Raw genomic sequence first — 14,124 nt, forward strand, 5'->3', positions numbered from 1 at the left:
AGCGGTATTCAATCATAAACATGCAGCAAATAAATATTATTGCAGGTATTAGTAAAATACCAAAAAAAATTACATTATTTTTGTATTAAGTAAAAATATGAAATTTATTGGTTTTACGCTGCTGTTATGTTGCTTAATGGGTGCTGCAAAGGCCCAAACAGCTACGCCTGCACCCGTAACTCTTGGCAAAAATGATACCATCAGAACAGCCATGACCAACCTTGACGGCGAGCTTGTACCATGGATAGTTGAGCCGGAGGTTAGAATTGTAGATACCCGTATTTTTGCGAGCGAGGCCGATAGGCTAAACTACCGCCGTTTGCGTTATAATGTAATGAAAGTATTGCCTTACGCACGTTTTGCGGGGCAAAGGTACCGCCAGTTACAACGCGACCTTGCCGTTACCGCCGACAGGAAAAAACAAAAAGAATTGGTTAGCACCTGCGAGGGTGAAATAAAAAACCTGTTCAATAAAGAGATCAAGAACCTGACAATTAGTCAGGGCGAAGTTTTAATTAAGCTTATTGACCGCGAAACCGGGCAAACCAGCTTTGCTATGGTTAAAGAATTAAAAGGCGGCTTTAAGGCTTTCATGTTCCAGTCGGTAGCAAGCATATTTGGTCATAACCTCAAAGAAACCTACGACCCTGAAGAACAGAAGGATATCGAGGCCATATTAAATCAGGCCGGATATAATTCATACAGCAATTAGTTTAATGGATAACAAAAGCATTTACCGGTTTAACGTTAAAAAGTTAAACGGTGAAGAGATCAGTCTTTCAAAATATAAAAACAAAGTTCTTTTAATTGTAAACACGGCATCACAGTGCGGTTTTACACCTCAGCTAAAAGAATTGGCAGCTTTAAAAACTGAGCTTGCCGGCAAGGACTTTGAAATTCTTGCATTCCCTTCAAATGATTTTGGCGGCCAGGAACCTTTAGACGGTGAGGCTATTGCCGTTTTTTGTGAAGCCAATGGAGCAAATTATCCCATATTTGAAAAAATAAGGGTACGCGGCCCCTATGCCGACCCTTTGTATCAATTTTTTGCCGATAAAAAGGAGAATGGCAATGTGCGGTCGGTTCCGCGCTGGAATTTTCATAAATTTTTGATTGATAAGAATGGGCATGTAGTTGATTTTTACTACCCTTTCACCAAACCAAACTCCTCAAAAATCAGGCGAAAGATTGACCGCCTGCTGACAGCGGCGTCTAACCAATGAATTACTTTTGCGCATGCTTAAATTAGATATATTAGTTTTATCGGTACATCCTGATGATGCTGAATTAGGTTGCTCAGGTACAATTTTAAAACATATAGCCCTTGGCTACAAAGTTGGTATTGTTGACCTTACCCGTGGCGAACTGGGCACCCGCGGCTCGGCCGAGATCCGTAAACAGGAAGCTGCCGCCGCCGCCGAAATATTAGGTTTAGCCGTACGTGAAAACCTTGGCCTGCCCGATGCCTTTTTTGAAAATACCCGCGAACACCAGGTAAAGGTTATTGAAGCCATCCGCAAATTTCGCCCCTCCATCGTAATAACCAATGCTTACCATGACCGCCATCCCGATCATGGCCGGGCAAATGAACTTGTTGAAGCCTCGGCATTTTTAGCGGGCCTTCGCAAAATAGAAACATTTGATATTGATGGCTCACCACAAGAGGCCTGGCGGCCAGACATGGTGCTGCATTTTATACAGGATAACTATATTACTCCTGATATATTAATTGATGTAACCGAACATTGGGATAAAAAGATAGAGAGTATTAATGCTTACGGATCGCAATTTTATAACCCAAGCTGGGAAGAAGAACCTCAAACCTATATTTCAACATCCAATTTTATTGAAATAGTAACCGGCCGGGCACGCGAGTTTGGTAAAAGCATCCAGGTTAAATACGCTGAGGGCTTTACGAGCAGAAAAATTTTAGGAGTAGATAATTTATTTAACCTTAAATAATACTTATACTTAACTATAAGTTATATATAATAAATTCCACTTTAAATAAACAGGGAGCCTGAAAATCAGGCTCCCTGTTTATTTAAGCAAGTATGATGATATTTATGCTTTAATATATTCAAAGCGATTATTTTCATTGCTCCTCTCCCTTCTGAGCTTATTTTCATTAGCTAATTTTAAGAGGATCCCTGAAAGTTCAGATGTTTTAAAGTCAGAGTCATACTGTTCTTTACAGTAATTGGCAATTGATGAAATAGAACGCTGACTATCAAAGAAATCTGTATTCAGCAATTGATTAAGTATTTTGGTAGCACCAGGCTTTTTACGCCCTGAAACACCTCCGCCTTCATCTGCAATGCGTAATTTCCTTACTTTTTTACCAAACATTTCAACACCCTCGGCATCTACTTTCTCCGATTCGATCATAACCTCCAGTAAACGGTCAATTATACGAACCTGCACGGCTTCAGATTTGAATGAGTTTACAACCTCGGCAACTTCAACCAGTTGTTTCTTTAATTTCTCTATGTGTTTGCTCATGGTGCTTGAAATAGAACTACGTTACTTTAATAGGGTTGCAACAAATCTAATCGGAATAATAACAAAAAATATAGCGGATTTTGGAAAAAAAGTAGCGTATATTAATATCTTTCTATTTTTGCAAATAATAGATGCCGATTTTACCTTATTAAATATTAGTTAATTTCATCCGTTTCATGAGCGGATTTGGCTGTAGCCGGAATTAATTTTCTTTATTTACTGTGTTATAAAGTGACCGAAAGCTGTTCAAGCATGTCAAGGCCTATGTCAATGTGGCTTTTTTCGATGATCAGCGCGGGGCGGAAACGCACACTCCTTTCGCCGCAGCCAAGGTACATAATATTATTATCAAAACCTTTTTTAATAAAGCTGTCCCTTATTGCTTTGTCCGGAAAATCAAAGGCAGTAAGCAACCCTTTCCCCCGCACATTACTTACAACCGGGTGCCGTTCGGCAATTTCACTCAAACCATTTTGTAGGTACTCTCCCATTACTGCCGCATTATCGCAAAGCTTATCCTCCTCAATAATCTCCATTATTTTTGACGAGCGTACCATATCAACCAAACTGCCCCCCAGGTTGAGTTTATGCGCGATGATACTTTAAATACATTATCTTCAACCTCGTCAATGCGCCGGCCAGCCAATATGCCGCAAACCTGCATTTTTTTACCAAAGGCAATGATATCAGGGCGCGCCTTTTCTCCAAAGTGTTCATGGCACCAGAATTTGCCTGTTAAACCAACTCCCGTTTGCACCTCATCGTAAACCAGCAATGCCTCGTACTCATCAGCAAGTTCACGCAGCTTCTCTAAAAACTCTTTGCGTACATGGTTATCACCGCCTTCTGATTGTACAGGCTCAATTATTATGGCGCATATATCATCCTTATTATCTTCAAATGCTTTCCTGATTTGTGCCACCGATAATTGCTCTCTCTTTAACAGGTCTTCATGATTGGCATCGCTGTAAGGGAAATTCATATAAGGCACAGATACCCGCGGCCAGTCAAACTTGGCAAACCACTTGGTTTTATTAGGCAAGGTATTGGTAAGGCTCAGGGTATAACCCGAGCGGCCGTGAAAAGCATGCTCAAAGTGCAATACTTTAAAACCCTTTTCCTTAGTATAGCCCCTGGCAAAGTTTTTCTGCACTTTCCAGTCCATAGCTACTTTCAGCGCATTTTCGATAGCCAGCGCACCACCGGAAATGAAAAAAGCATGCGGTAAATATTCGGGGATCCCTATCCTGTCAAATGTTTCAACAAACTGGGCGTATTGCGTAGTGTAGATATCTGAATTTGACGGGTTAGTTAATGCCGCAAGCATGAGGTTTTTCTTAAACTCTTCATCATTCAGCATTTTGGGATGGTTATAGCCCAAAGGCACCGAAGCAAAGCAGGTAAAAAAGTCAAGCAGTGTGCGGTTATATTTTGCGTCATAAATATAAACACCCTTACTTTTTTCCATATCAAAAGTGAGGTCGAATCCATCGGCCAGTACATGCTTTTGAAGCGATGCCTGGACATCCTGCGGAGAAACAAGTAGGTTGTACATATTAATTTGGTTTATTACAAATTTAGTAAAAACCGCCTAAAATCAAAATTTAAGGGGTTTTTGAACCGATTGGCAAAAAAGTAACTTTAAATTGTTTAAAGTTACTTTTTGTACCAAACTCAAAACCGGTACACCTGCTTCAACCACAGTATTCATAAAAAAATGCAGCCGAAATTTACATTTTCTGCCCGGTTAACATCAAATTCCTCCTCCTGCGAACCTGAATTGTACCGGGGTAGCTTGATAAAATTTTCATTTTAATTAATTTGACATAGGTTGATTATTTTAATACTAAATTAGTGGCAGATACAACCAAAAGGGATATTTATAACTATGGGAGAAGAACCATTATCTGCCAGCAACTCAAAACCGGTCCCAAAATTAACATTTACCAATAGTACCGACTGGGATTTACTTGAAGACCTGCCCGTTGCAGTTTACACCTGCGATAAAGAGGGCTACATAACCTCATTTAACAAAGCGGCGGTAACGCTTTGGGGCAAAACGCCTCACATTAATAAAGACAAGTGGTATGTAAACTGGGAGATATTTACATCCGATGGTATACTGTTAACTCCCGATGAAACACCAACGGGCAAAGTATTAAAATATGGCAAGGCTGTAAAGCAGCAGGAAATGCTTATTAAACGTCCTAATGGAAGTGTAAGCTATATATTATCCAACCCTAAACCCCGTTTTAATGAAAATGGCGAACTGGCAGGCGCCGCCAATACCCTGATAGATATTACAGAACAAAAAAATACCGAATCAAAGCAATGGATGCTGGCCTCTATCATTGAATCATCAGAAGATGCCATTGTAAGTAAAAACCTTGATGGTGTAATTACCAGCTGGAACGGCGCGGCCCAACGTTTATTTGGTTATACAGAAGATGAGATCATAGGCAAACATATCACGGTTTTGATACCGGAAGACCGTTATAATGAAGAAGAAATGATCATTAATAAAATACGGGACAACGAACGGATAGAACATTTTGAAACCATACGTAAAACAAAAAGCGGCGAGGAAATACAAATTTCGCTTACCATATCTCCCATAAGAAACAACAGCAATAAGGTAATAGGGGCTTCAAAAATAATCCGCGATATAGGCCGGCAAAAAAATCAGAAGAAAGATTACAACAATATGCCGAACGCCTGGAGATCTTAAACTCCATAGGACAGGTTATTTCGGCCGAGTTGGATATTCAAAATATCCTGCAAAAAGTTACCGATGCCACTACCCAGCTTTGCGGCGCGCAGTTTGGCGCTTTTTTCACAACCAGGTTAATGAGCAGGGCGAATCATATATGCTGTTCACGCTTTCGGGCGCGCCGCGTGAGGCATTTGAAAAATTTGGTATGCCGCGTAATACGGCAGTCTTTCACCCAACTTTCAGTGGCGAGGGAACGGTAAGGGTTGATGATATAACCAAAGACCCGCGTTACGGAAAAAATGCACCACATTTTGGCCAGCCTAAAGGGCACCTCCCGGTAGTAAGCTACCTCGCGGTTCCGGTAAGGGGCAAATCGGGCGAGGTGATTGGCGGGTTATTTTTTGGGCACGAACAACCGGCCAGGTTTACCAGGGAGCACGAGCAACTTGTTTTGGCTGTTGCCGCCCAGGCCGCGGTAGCACTTGATAACGCCAAGCTTTATGAAAATATTAAAGAGCTTAATGAAAAAAAGGATGAATTTATAGGGCTTGCAAGCCATGAGTTAAAAACACCGGTCACCAGTTTAAAGGGTTACCTGCAAATCATTGCCCGTAACCTCCCGCCGGATGATAAAAGCAAAGTACTGGCCAACAGGGCATTGGAGCAAGTAGGCAAATTAACCATCCTGATATCGGATTTGCTTGATGTTACCAAAATCCAGACCGGTAAATTGCCTTTTACTTATACCGATTTCGATGTGATCAAACTGCTTATCGAATTGAGGGAGATCCTGCAACAAACCGGCCCCTCCCATCAGCTCCTTTTAAATTTACCTGCCGGGGAACTAATTATCCATGCCGATAGCCAGCGTATTGAACAGGTTGTCATTAACCTGGTAACCAACGCCGTTAAATATTCGCCAAAGGCAGATAAAGTGATCATCGAAGCCCTTGTTATCAACAACAAGTTCAGGGTATCGGTGCAGGATTTTGGCATCGGGATCCAGCCCGATCAACTGGATCGGGTGTTTTCACGTTTTTACCGCGTTGAGAACCTCGCCTCTCACATGTCGGGGTTAGGAATTGGCCTGTACATTTGCCAGGAAATTGTTAACCGCCACCAGGGCAGACTTTGGGTTGAAAGCACTTACGGCGAAGGCTCAACCTTCCATTTTGAGATCCCAATAAACACGAATTGAAATTTATGCACGAATGCTTAGCGTATTATTGAGCAATTAGAACGAATTACACGAATTAGTTGGTTCGTGTAAATTCGGACGCATTTGTGAAATTAGTGCTATTTAATTCCAATTCGCGAAAATTCGACCTCATTCGTGTAATTAGTGTTGATTAATTAGTGTTGATTAAACTTTTCTTTCATCCCCAATAATCCCCAAATCCCCCCGCTGTGAATAGCCAGGATTTTACTGCCGGGTTTAAAATGCCCTTTGCTTATTAAATCATACAGTGCATACATCATTTTACCGGTGTATACAGGTTCTATCAATATCCCTGTTGTTGCTACAAATTGTTTAATGAAACTGATAAGCTCGTCATTCGCTTTGCCATAGCCTCCAAAGTGGTAATCGGTATGTATGTTATAATCTGCCCGGGCAGTTAAGAACCGGTCTACCTCCTCTTTAATAAAACCACCGTTTTTAAATACCGGAACCGCGTTGAACTTTGTTTTAAGCTGATGACCATTTAATCCGTTAATGACACCTGCCGCTGTTGTACCTGTACCGCAGGCGCAAAAGATATAGTCATAGCTTTCTGTTAACTCGTTAACCAGTTCGCTGCAGCCTTTGGCACCTTCGGCAGATGCCCCCCTTCGTCAATAAAAAAAGCCTGTTCATCATTACCAAAATATTGATTGAACAGTGCAAGTTTATCACGATAGCTGTTACGATCGGTAAACTGCAGTTCCATACCATGCAGGCGGCATAAAAACAAGGTATCGTTATCAACCTCCTCACCCCGCACTATGCCTGTAGCTTTAAAGCCAAACTTTGCGGCAGCCGCGGCTGTGGCCATCAGGTGGTTGGAGTAAGCGCCGCCAAAGGTTACGAGGTGTGTTTTGCCTTCGGCTTGAGCCTGTTTAAGCACATATTTAAGCTTGCGCCATTTATTGCCCGATATCATTGGATGGATGAGATCATCGCGCTTGATGAAAACTTTAACGCCGTGGTCATCAAACAGGGGGTTACCGATTTGCTGTACCGGGCTAAAAATTTCAAGCTCAATGTTCATAAAATAATACGGCGTTAATGCTATTGCAATATTACATTTAACCTACCATAAAAAACGATTACTTTTGCGCCTCAAATGGCACACGAACCCGAACTTATTGAGCAGGAAGAACAGGACTTGTACGAACACTTACGCGTAGTGGTTGACAAGGGCCAGTCGCTTTTGCGGATTGATAAATTTTTGATGCACCGCGTGGAGAATGCTTCGCGCAACCGTATTCAAAATGCTATTGAGCTGGGCAATGTGCTGGTGAACGATAAACCTATCAAATCGAGCTATAAGGTAAAGCCGCTTGATGTGATCTCGGTAGTGCTGCCACACCCTCCGCGCGATACAGAAGTATATCCCGAAAACATCCCCATCAATATTATTTATGAAGATGATGATGTATTGGTGGTTGACAAAGAAGCTGGTATGGTAGTACATCCCGGTTATAACAATTATACGGGTACACTGGTTAATGCGCTGGTTTACCATTTTCAGCAATTGCCAACCTTGCCGGGCAACGATGGCAGGCCGGGGCTGGTACACCGCATTGACAAGGATACTTCAGGCCTGCTGCTTATCAGCAAAAATGAGCGTGCCATGAACTGGTTGGCTAAGCAGTTTTTTGAGCATACCATCACCCGCAAATATATAGCACTTGCCTGGGGCGATATACCGGAAGACGGCACGGTTACCGGCTATATTGGCCGTAGTGTTGCCGACAGGCGGGTAATGTCGATATATGATGACCCCGAAAAAGGAAAATGGTCTGTAACGCACTATAAAGTTTTAGAGCGAATGGGTTACGTTACCCTGATTGAATGCCAGCTGGAAACCGGCCGTACCCATCAAATCAGGGCGCATATGAAGCATATCGGTCACCCCTTGTTTAGCGACGCCACTTACGGCGGTGATAAAATTTTAAAGGGCACCATGTTCAGCAAGTACAAACAGTTTGTTGAAAATTGTTTTGAGCTGATGCCACGGCAAGCCCTGCATGCAAAAACACTGGGCTTTTTACATCCTACATTAAAAAAGCAGGTGCATTTTGAATCGCCGCTGCCGGCTGATTTTGAGGCCGTACTTACAAAATGGCGAAAGTACAGCGATACAGATACGAAATAACAGACGTTAGATAGAAGAGTAACAATACCCGGTAATTATTAACAACACGATCAAATTATAATATCTATCCGTCCTATGATGCCCGTATTCATCAATTTTAACGGCGAATATCTCCCCCAAAACACCCCATTGCTTACCATTGGCAACAGGGGCTTTAAATATGGCGATGGCCTGTTTGAAAGCATGCGACTAATGAAAGGGAAACTGAAATTTGCCGAACTGCATGCCGACCGTCTACAGCGGGGCATGAAAGCCCTTAAAATTGATGGTTATTCGCAAATGGATACCTGGTTCCTGAACGAAATAGTTAGTGAGCTTGCCCGCCGAAATAAAGTTAAACACGGCAGGTTACGCCTTACCGTCTACCGCGATGCCGAAGGCTTGTATACCCCTACTCAAAATAAAATGGGCTATTGCCTGGAGCTAACCCCATCCGAAGAGCCCCGGTATTTTTTGAATGAGAAGGGCCTGATCATGGATGTGTTTACGGAACTGCCCAAACCGTCCAACTATCTGTCGAACATTAAAACATGCAACTCGCTTATTTATGTAATGGCTGGTTTGTACAAAACTCAAAACAAGCTGGATGATGTTTTTCTGTTGAACCAAAGCGGAAACTTATGCGAAGCCAGCAGTTCCAATATTTTCATCAATTATCAAAACCACTTATATACCCCGGCGCTAAGCGAGGGCTGCGTTGAAGGTGTAATGCGCCAGGTAGTGATCAAATTGGCAAAGGAAAATAACATTGATATCACCGAAGCCCAGATCAATCCTGATATTTTATACGAGGCCGATGAAGTATTTTTAACCAACGCCACCCGCGGTATCCAAACCGTTATGGGTTTTGGGGTAAGGCGCTATTTTAATCAGTACAGCAAGGTACTGATGGATGAGTTGAATAAATTGTAATTTTTAATAAGAGCGTCGTTTCAACGAACAGCGAGGGGCAAAGCGCCGGATTGAGGAGAAAATCCTATAGCCCATGTAACCGAAGGTTGGGCTTTCAGCTTTAGGCATTCAGCTTTTTTATGCCCCTATTGCCTTCCTGTAATTTCGAAGTGCCCTGATGATTGTCATTACAATTTCGTGCTGCCCTTCGTCCGAATTAAGGTACTCCTCCTCTTCGGGGTTATTAATGAAACCGGTTTCTATCAATACAGCAGGCATAGCGCTATGGGCCAGCACCAATACCCCCTGTTCTTTCACACCATTACTTTCGCGGCCATCTACCCCGGTAAACTCATCGTCAAGCAAATCACCAAAACGGATACTTTGCTTACGGTATTTCTGAATATAAGCATTCAGTACGATCAGGTTTGAAGGATCGCTTTCATCATAGCTTTCATAGTTCTGTTTGTAATCCTTTTCCTGAAAAATAGAAGCATTTTCGCGTACGGCCTCTTCCTGCTCCTTAAGGCGGTGGAAACCGTATACCAGCATCAGCACACCTTTTTGCTTGTGTGCACGTGCGGCAGTGCCCTCGGGCGATGAATTGCAGTGAATGGAAATAAACAGGTTGCCATGGTTTTGATTAGCAATAGCCGAGCGCTGGTTTAGCGGGATAAAGGTATCATCGGTACGGGTAAGGATAGCGTTAACATCAGTAATGGCCGTATCAAGCGCTGCCTTGAGCTTCAGGGCTATGGACAGTGTTACATTTTTCTCAAACGAATGTGAACCACGCGCCCCGGCATCCTTACCGCCATGCCCGGCATCAATAACAACCGTTTTAAACCTAAAAGTTGTAACAGCAGGTATAGTATCTTTTTGCTGCGCGAATGAATTTTGAAACAGGAACACCAGGATGATCATCCCGGGCAAAGCGACGTATTTCATTTTTTCACCGCCTTTTTACTGCACCTGGGGCATAAGCCATGAGCATACAGGGTAAAGCCATGCGACTCAAATCCCGCAGGGAGATCTATAGCGGGCAGGTTCATATCATTAAGGCAATACACATTTTTGCACTGGGTACAATTAAAATGCAGGTGTTCATCATGGTGATCATGCTCATTACAACTTGATGAGCAAAGGGCATAATTAGCCGTACCGTTTAAATCAAATATCTTATGGATGATCCCTTTTTCTTCAAAAGCATTAAGGATCCGGTAAAGGGTAACCCTGTCAATATCATGCATCAGGTTCTCCAGGTCGGGCTGCGAGGTAGCGGAATGTCTTGACGACATCATAGATAAAACCCGCAGCCTGGGCGCAGTTTTTTTCAGGTGATGTTTATCAAGCAGGTGCTCAAAATGATGTATATCGCGGGTTTGTGTCATGTATCAATTGGGTAATAATTATAAGGCCGCTAATTTAATAATGGTACGTATAATATACGCCATTAGTTGCCGGCTTTTATAACGGTATTTTTTATCGGCTTAGTATGACGGTTTGATACAGCCGGGGCACCATGCTTTTCATGATTACAAGCCGGACTCAAAAAGCAGTTGAACAGCAAAAATGCATAAAAGAATTTCCTGTGGCGCTTATCCATTACTCAACCTTTTCAAGTTTATATGTTTTATGATCATGATTGCAGGCACCGGTATACCTATAATTTATATAATGCGCGGCGGCTATCAGCAAGCCCCCAACAGGAACTATCATAGCCTCGTATTTTCCTGTTGTTGTAAACGCGTGCCCTCCCATGATGATAACAAAACCTGATACAAGCATAAATAGTGGAACTGAACGGCGATGCGTACGCCGGTAAGATAAGCCTATAGAATACACTCCTATCACCAGGGCGAAAATGATCATCCCCCACTCTACCCAGGCGTTAGCCAAAAACCCGAGGCCCACCAACGGCAAACTGGTAAACAACAAAGGCACTACCGCACAATGGATAGCACAAAGCGTTGAAGCAGTGATACCAATATTATCCAACCGGGGTGAAAGCTTTTGAAAATCCATGCCGCAAATATAAACAAGTTAATGCAACACAATTGCATTTGTTTTCACTATCCATATCTACATCTATTAAATTAACAAATACCTGACAATTACTTAATATTAACCAGCAAACTGTATTTTTGCAGGCTTTATAAAAAAACATAGATTGAATTTAGCCTCCATTTATCATATAAAACAGCTTTGGCAGAGCGCCTATGATACCCAGGCCAGCAGGCTCAAGTTACTGGGCGCCACTATGGTCATAGTCATCATCATTAACCTGCTACCGTCTTTTTTCAAGTATATTGAAAAAAGGCAGGACGGGGTTGTACTTAATGATTGGGTATTGGCCCATTTACCCTCTTACGATCTTTCAGTCCCGATTTTTATACTCATCTGGAGCATGGGCATGCTGATGATGTGGCGGGCGCTTTATAACCCGAGGATATGTATCACTTATATCTGGACACTTAATTTTGTATGTATTGCCCGGTTTATTACCATCGGCCTGGTCAAGCTCAATCCGCCAGTGGGCCTTGTTCCGCTTATTGACCCAAGCACAAGCGTGTTTTACGGGCATACGTTTATCACCAAAGACCTGTTTTTTTCGGGCCACACAGCAACCATGGTACTTGTGTACCTCCACCTGCAAAAGCGAACAGATAAACTGATCGCCCTGGCCTGTGCAATTGTATTGGTAGTATTACTGTTGATACAGCATATTCATTATACTATTGATGTAGTGGCCGCGCCATTTTTTGTATATGGTTGCTGGAGATTGGTTAAATGGCTGGGGCTGGAATGATGACTTTTTTAATCAGTCTTCACTCCCATCCATCCACCAAATGCATGCTGTCCTTTAAATCACCGTACAGCTTTTTAAATACAGGGAACATCCTGCTATAAACCTCATGGTTTTTAGCACTTGGTTCGATAAAATCCTGCTGTTCAACACGGGTAAGCTTGTCATAACTTTCAGGATATAATACCCGTGCCGCGAGATAAATAGCGCCGAGCGCCGATGAATCTTCAGACTGAAGCACTGCGAGCCTTTTCCCGGTGATATCTGCCAGTACCTGTGTCCATACTGCCGAGCTGGTAAAACCACCACTGATATTAACTTGTATAATCCCGCCCGATGCATCTTCCAATGTTTTAAGCACATCGTTCAGTGCAAAGCAAATGCCTTCAAGCCCCGCACGTAAAAAGTGCGACCGGGTATGTGCCGGCTTGATATTAAAAAAGGTGCCGCAGGCTTTGGTATCCCAGAGCGGGGCGCGTTCACCGTACAGGTAGGGTAAAAATATAAGCCCGTTGCTGCCGGCAGGCATTGTTGCTATCTCATTAAATAAAGCGTCATAATCAGCAGCGGTAAGGTTATCCTTTTGCAAAAAGTTTTTGAGCAGCCAGTTTACCGCTATACCTCCGTTATTTACTGCTCCGCCGCATACATAAGTCTGCTCATCAAGCAGGTAATTAAAAACCATGGCTTCGTAATTGTAAACCGGCTTCGGGCTGGTAATGCGCACCGCGCCGCTGGTGCCTATAGTAAGCGCCGCTACATCCGGGCCGGTTGTGTGGCTGCCTAAATTAGCACAGGCTCCATCACTTGCCCCTATAACAAACGGGGTACCGGCATTTATCCCGGTTAACACAGCTACTTCGGGTCTGATACTGTTCCGGTAATAAGTGGTATTAACCGGGGTTGATAATTTTGAAGCCGTGATACCGGTGAGTGTAAGAGCCTCATCATTCCATTCTTTCGTTACAATATTAAACATTCCCGCAGCCGACGCAATGGAATAATCAACCTCAAAAACACCAAAAAGCCTGAACCAGATAAACTCCTTTATCGAAATGAATTTATGGGCGGCTTCAAAGATCTTACTTTGATTATCACGCAGCCACAGCAACTTATTTAAGGGCGACATGGCATGGATCGCAGTGCCGCAGTTATGATAAAGGCGTTCACCTTTTTCCGTTGCACGCAATGCCTGCGCGATGTTCTCGCTCCGCGCATCTGCCCAGGTCATCATAGGCAGCAGTGCTTCGCCATGCTCATCAACCGGAATAATACTATGCATGGCGCTGCTCAGGCTCACGGCCTGCGGGGCGGCGCCCAATTTAGCAGTAATACCAGCAAGGCATTTTACAAAAGCGTCCCAAATCAACAGCGGATTCTGTTCGCTGTAACCGGGTTCGGGGCTATTAATGGGGTAATGATTGGATACTGTACCTAATGGTTCACCCGTTAAACTTACCGCTACGGCCTTTGTACTGCCGGTGCCAATATCAATACCTAAAATATATGCCTGCATGGAGATGTATTTGATTGCCAAAATAATAAACAGAACCGGGATTTGGGGGGATTTTTAGGATTAAGGGATTTCTTTAACAGTTTAGCGTAAAACTGCTTATGAAATCCTGTCCATCCCATTAATCCTTAAAATCCCGGTTAAGACGAAATTACGGTTACATCCATGACAGCAAAGGACAGTTCAGGCATTTAAATTATCTACATTAGCCATACCAATATAAACCAATCAGAGAATATGCAAGTAATTTTAGGGGTCATCTTCCATTTTATCGGTGGCTTTGCTTCGGGGAGTTTTTACATCCCCTACAAAAAATAAAAGGCTGGGCCTGGGAAAGCTA

General features: G+C 43.0%; 17 protein-coding genes. 8 read left to right on the plus strand and 9 right to left on the minus strand.

Annotation, left to right across the window (positions count from 1 at the left end; all coding sequences use genetic code 11):
• Positions 1-97 precede the first annotated feature (97 nt).
• The 3 genes from ACQ86K_RS24310 to bshB1 are packed head-to-tail and all read left to right on the plus strand — an operon-like array spanning position 98 to position 1,962.
• On the plus strand, positions 98-712 hold the full coding sequence (locus tag ACQ86K_RS24310; protein WP_274987065.1) for a DUF4294 domain-containing protein: 615 nt from the start codon (positions 98-100) through the stop codon (positions 710-712).
• A 4-nt stretch (positions 713-716) separates the two neighbouring features.
• Complete coding sequence (locus tag ACQ86K_RS24315) at positions 717-1,223, plus strand: glutathione peroxidase (protein WP_431198962.1); 507 nt, start codon at positions 717-719, stop codon at positions 1,221-1,223.
• Positions 1,224-1,236: 13 nt separating this feature from the next.
• Positions 1,237-1,962, plus strand: coding sequence for a bacillithiol biosynthesis deacetylase BshB1 (gene bshB1, locus ACQ86K_RS24320; RefSeq protein ID WP_431198963.1), 726 nt, complete (start codon positions 1,237-1,239; stop codon positions 1,960-1,962).
• A 102-nt stretch (positions 1,963-2,064) separates the two neighbouring features.
• Here bshB1 and ACQ86K_RS24325 read toward each other — a convergent pair whose 3' ends face one another.
• The 3 genes from ACQ86K_RS24325 to ACQ86K_RS24335 form a co-directional block, all read right to left on the minus strand.
• Positions 2,065-2,502: a hypothetical protein gene (locus tag ACQ86K_RS24325; protein ID WP_431198964.1), complete on the minus strand. Its 438-nt coding sequence runs from the start codon at positions 2,500-2,502 to the stop codon at positions 2,065-2,067.
• A 224-nt stretch (positions 2,503-2,726) separates the two neighbouring features.
• Positions 2,727-3,038 (minus strand): aminotransferase class III-fold pyridoxal phosphate-dependent enzyme, encoded by a 312-nt coding sequence (locus tag ACQ86K_RS24330; RefSeq protein ID WP_431198965.1) that lies wholly within the window; start codon positions 3,036-3,038, stop codon positions 2,727-2,729.
• The gene (locus ACQ86K_RS24335; RefSeq protein WP_431198966.1) at positions 3,038-4,057 is read right to left on the minus strand and encodes an aminotransferase class III-fold pyridoxal phosphate-dependent enzyme; all 1,020 of its coding nucleotides are present in this window, start codon (positions 4,055-4,057) and stop codon (positions 3,038-3,040) included. The genes ACQ86K_RS24330 and ACQ86K_RS24335 overlap by 1 nt, the downstream gene beginning before the upstream one ends.
• Positions 4,058-4,390: 333 nt before the next feature.
• Between ACQ86K_RS24335 and ACQ86K_RS24340 the strand changes: the two genes are divergently transcribed.
• Complete coding sequence (locus ACQ86K_RS24340) at positions 4,391-5,230, plus strand: PAS domain-containing protein (RefSeq protein ID WP_431198967.1); 840 nt, start codon at positions 4,391-4,393, stop codon at positions 5,228-5,230.
• A 79-nt stretch (positions 5,231-5,309) separates the two neighbouring features.
• A complete protein-coding gene (locus tag ACQ86K_RS24345) occupies positions 5,310-6,413 on the plus strand; it encodes an ATP-binding protein (RefSeq protein WP_431198968.1) in 1,104 nt (367 codons plus the stop codon).
• 155 nt (positions 6,414-6,568) lie between these two features.
• Here ACQ86K_RS24345 and ACQ86K_RS24350 read toward each other — a convergent pair whose 3' ends face one another.
• Entirely contained in the window at positions 6,569-7,006 is a 438-nt protein-coding gene (locus ACQ86K_RS24350) for a 1-aminocyclopropane-1-carboxylate deaminase/D-cysteine desulfhydrase (RefSeq protein ID WP_431200923.1), read from the minus strand.
• Complete coding sequence (locus ACQ86K_RS24355; protein WP_431198969.1) at positions 6,991-7,464, minus strand: pyridoxal-phosphate dependent enzyme; 474 nt, start codon at positions 7,462-7,464, stop codon at positions 6,991-6,993. The genes ACQ86K_RS24350 and ACQ86K_RS24355 overlap by 16 nt, the downstream gene beginning before the upstream one ends.
• A gap of 75 nt (positions 7,465-7,539) precedes the next feature.
• Between ACQ86K_RS24355 and ACQ86K_RS24360 the strand changes: the two genes are divergently transcribed.
• Positions 7,540-8,574, plus strand: a complete 1,035-nt coding sequence (locus ACQ86K_RS24360; RefSeq protein ID WP_431198970.1) for an RluA family pseudouridine synthase — start codon at positions 7,540-7,542, stop codon at positions 8,572-8,574.
• A 75-nt stretch (positions 8,575-8,649) separates the two neighbouring features.
• The gene (locus tag ACQ86K_RS24365; RefSeq protein ID WP_129571377.1) at positions 8,650-9,486 is read left to right on the plus strand and encodes an aminotransferase class IV; all 837 of its coding nucleotides are present in this window, start codon (positions 8,650-8,652) and stop codon (positions 9,484-9,486) included.
• A 117-nt stretch (positions 9,487-9,603) separates the two neighbouring features.
• On the opposite strand, the gene ACQ86K_RS24370 is transcribed toward ACQ86K_RS24365, so the two are convergent.
• The 3 genes from ACQ86K_RS24370 to ACQ86K_RS24380 all read right to left on the minus strand — a co-directional run bounded on the left by ACQ86K_RS24370 (position 9,604) and on the right by ACQ86K_RS24380 (position 11,490).
• On the minus strand, positions 9,604-10,413 hold the full coding sequence (locus tag ACQ86K_RS24370; RefSeq protein ID WP_091175307.1) for an N-acetylmuramoyl-L-alanine amidase family protein: 810 nt from the start codon (positions 10,411-10,413) through the stop codon (positions 9,604-9,606).
• Positions 10,410-10,856 (minus strand): Fur family transcriptional regulator, encoded by a 447-nt coding sequence (locus tag ACQ86K_RS24375; protein ID WP_091175311.1) that lies wholly within the window; start codon positions 10,854-10,856, stop codon positions 10,410-10,412. Before ACQ86K_RS24375 ends, ACQ86K_RS24370 begins: the two co-directional genes overlap by 4 nt.
• 214 nt (positions 10,857-11,070) lie before the next feature.
• Positions 11,071-11,490, minus strand: a complete 420-nt coding sequence (locus ACQ86K_RS24380) for a MerC domain-containing protein (RefSeq protein ID WP_091175313.1) — start codon at positions 11,488-11,490, stop codon at positions 11,071-11,073.
• Positions 11,491-11,635: 145 nt separating this feature from the next.
• On the opposite strand from ACQ86K_RS24380, the gene ACQ86K_RS24385 reads away from it, so the two are divergent.
• Positions 11,636-12,274: a sphingomyelin synthase family protein gene (locus ACQ86K_RS24385; protein ID WP_256337555.1), complete on the plus strand. Its 639-nt coding sequence runs from the start codon at positions 11,636-11,638 to the stop codon at positions 12,272-12,274.
• A 19-nt stretch (positions 12,275-12,293) separates the two neighbouring features.
• On the opposite strand, the gene ACQ86K_RS24390 is transcribed toward ACQ86K_RS24385, so the two are convergent.
• Positions 12,294-13,808 (minus strand): gluconokinase, encoded by a 1,515-nt coding sequence (locus ACQ86K_RS24390; protein ID WP_256337557.1) that lies wholly within the window; start codon positions 13,806-13,808, stop codon positions 12,294-12,296.
• Positions 13,809-14,124 lie beyond the last annotated feature (316 nt).

This window comes from Mucilaginibacter sp. P19, assembly GCF_050632265.1.
Taxonomy (GTDB): domain Bacteria; phylum Bacteroidota; class Bacteroidia; order Sphingobacteriales; family Sphingobacteriaceae; genus Mucilaginibacter; species Mucilaginibacter gossypii.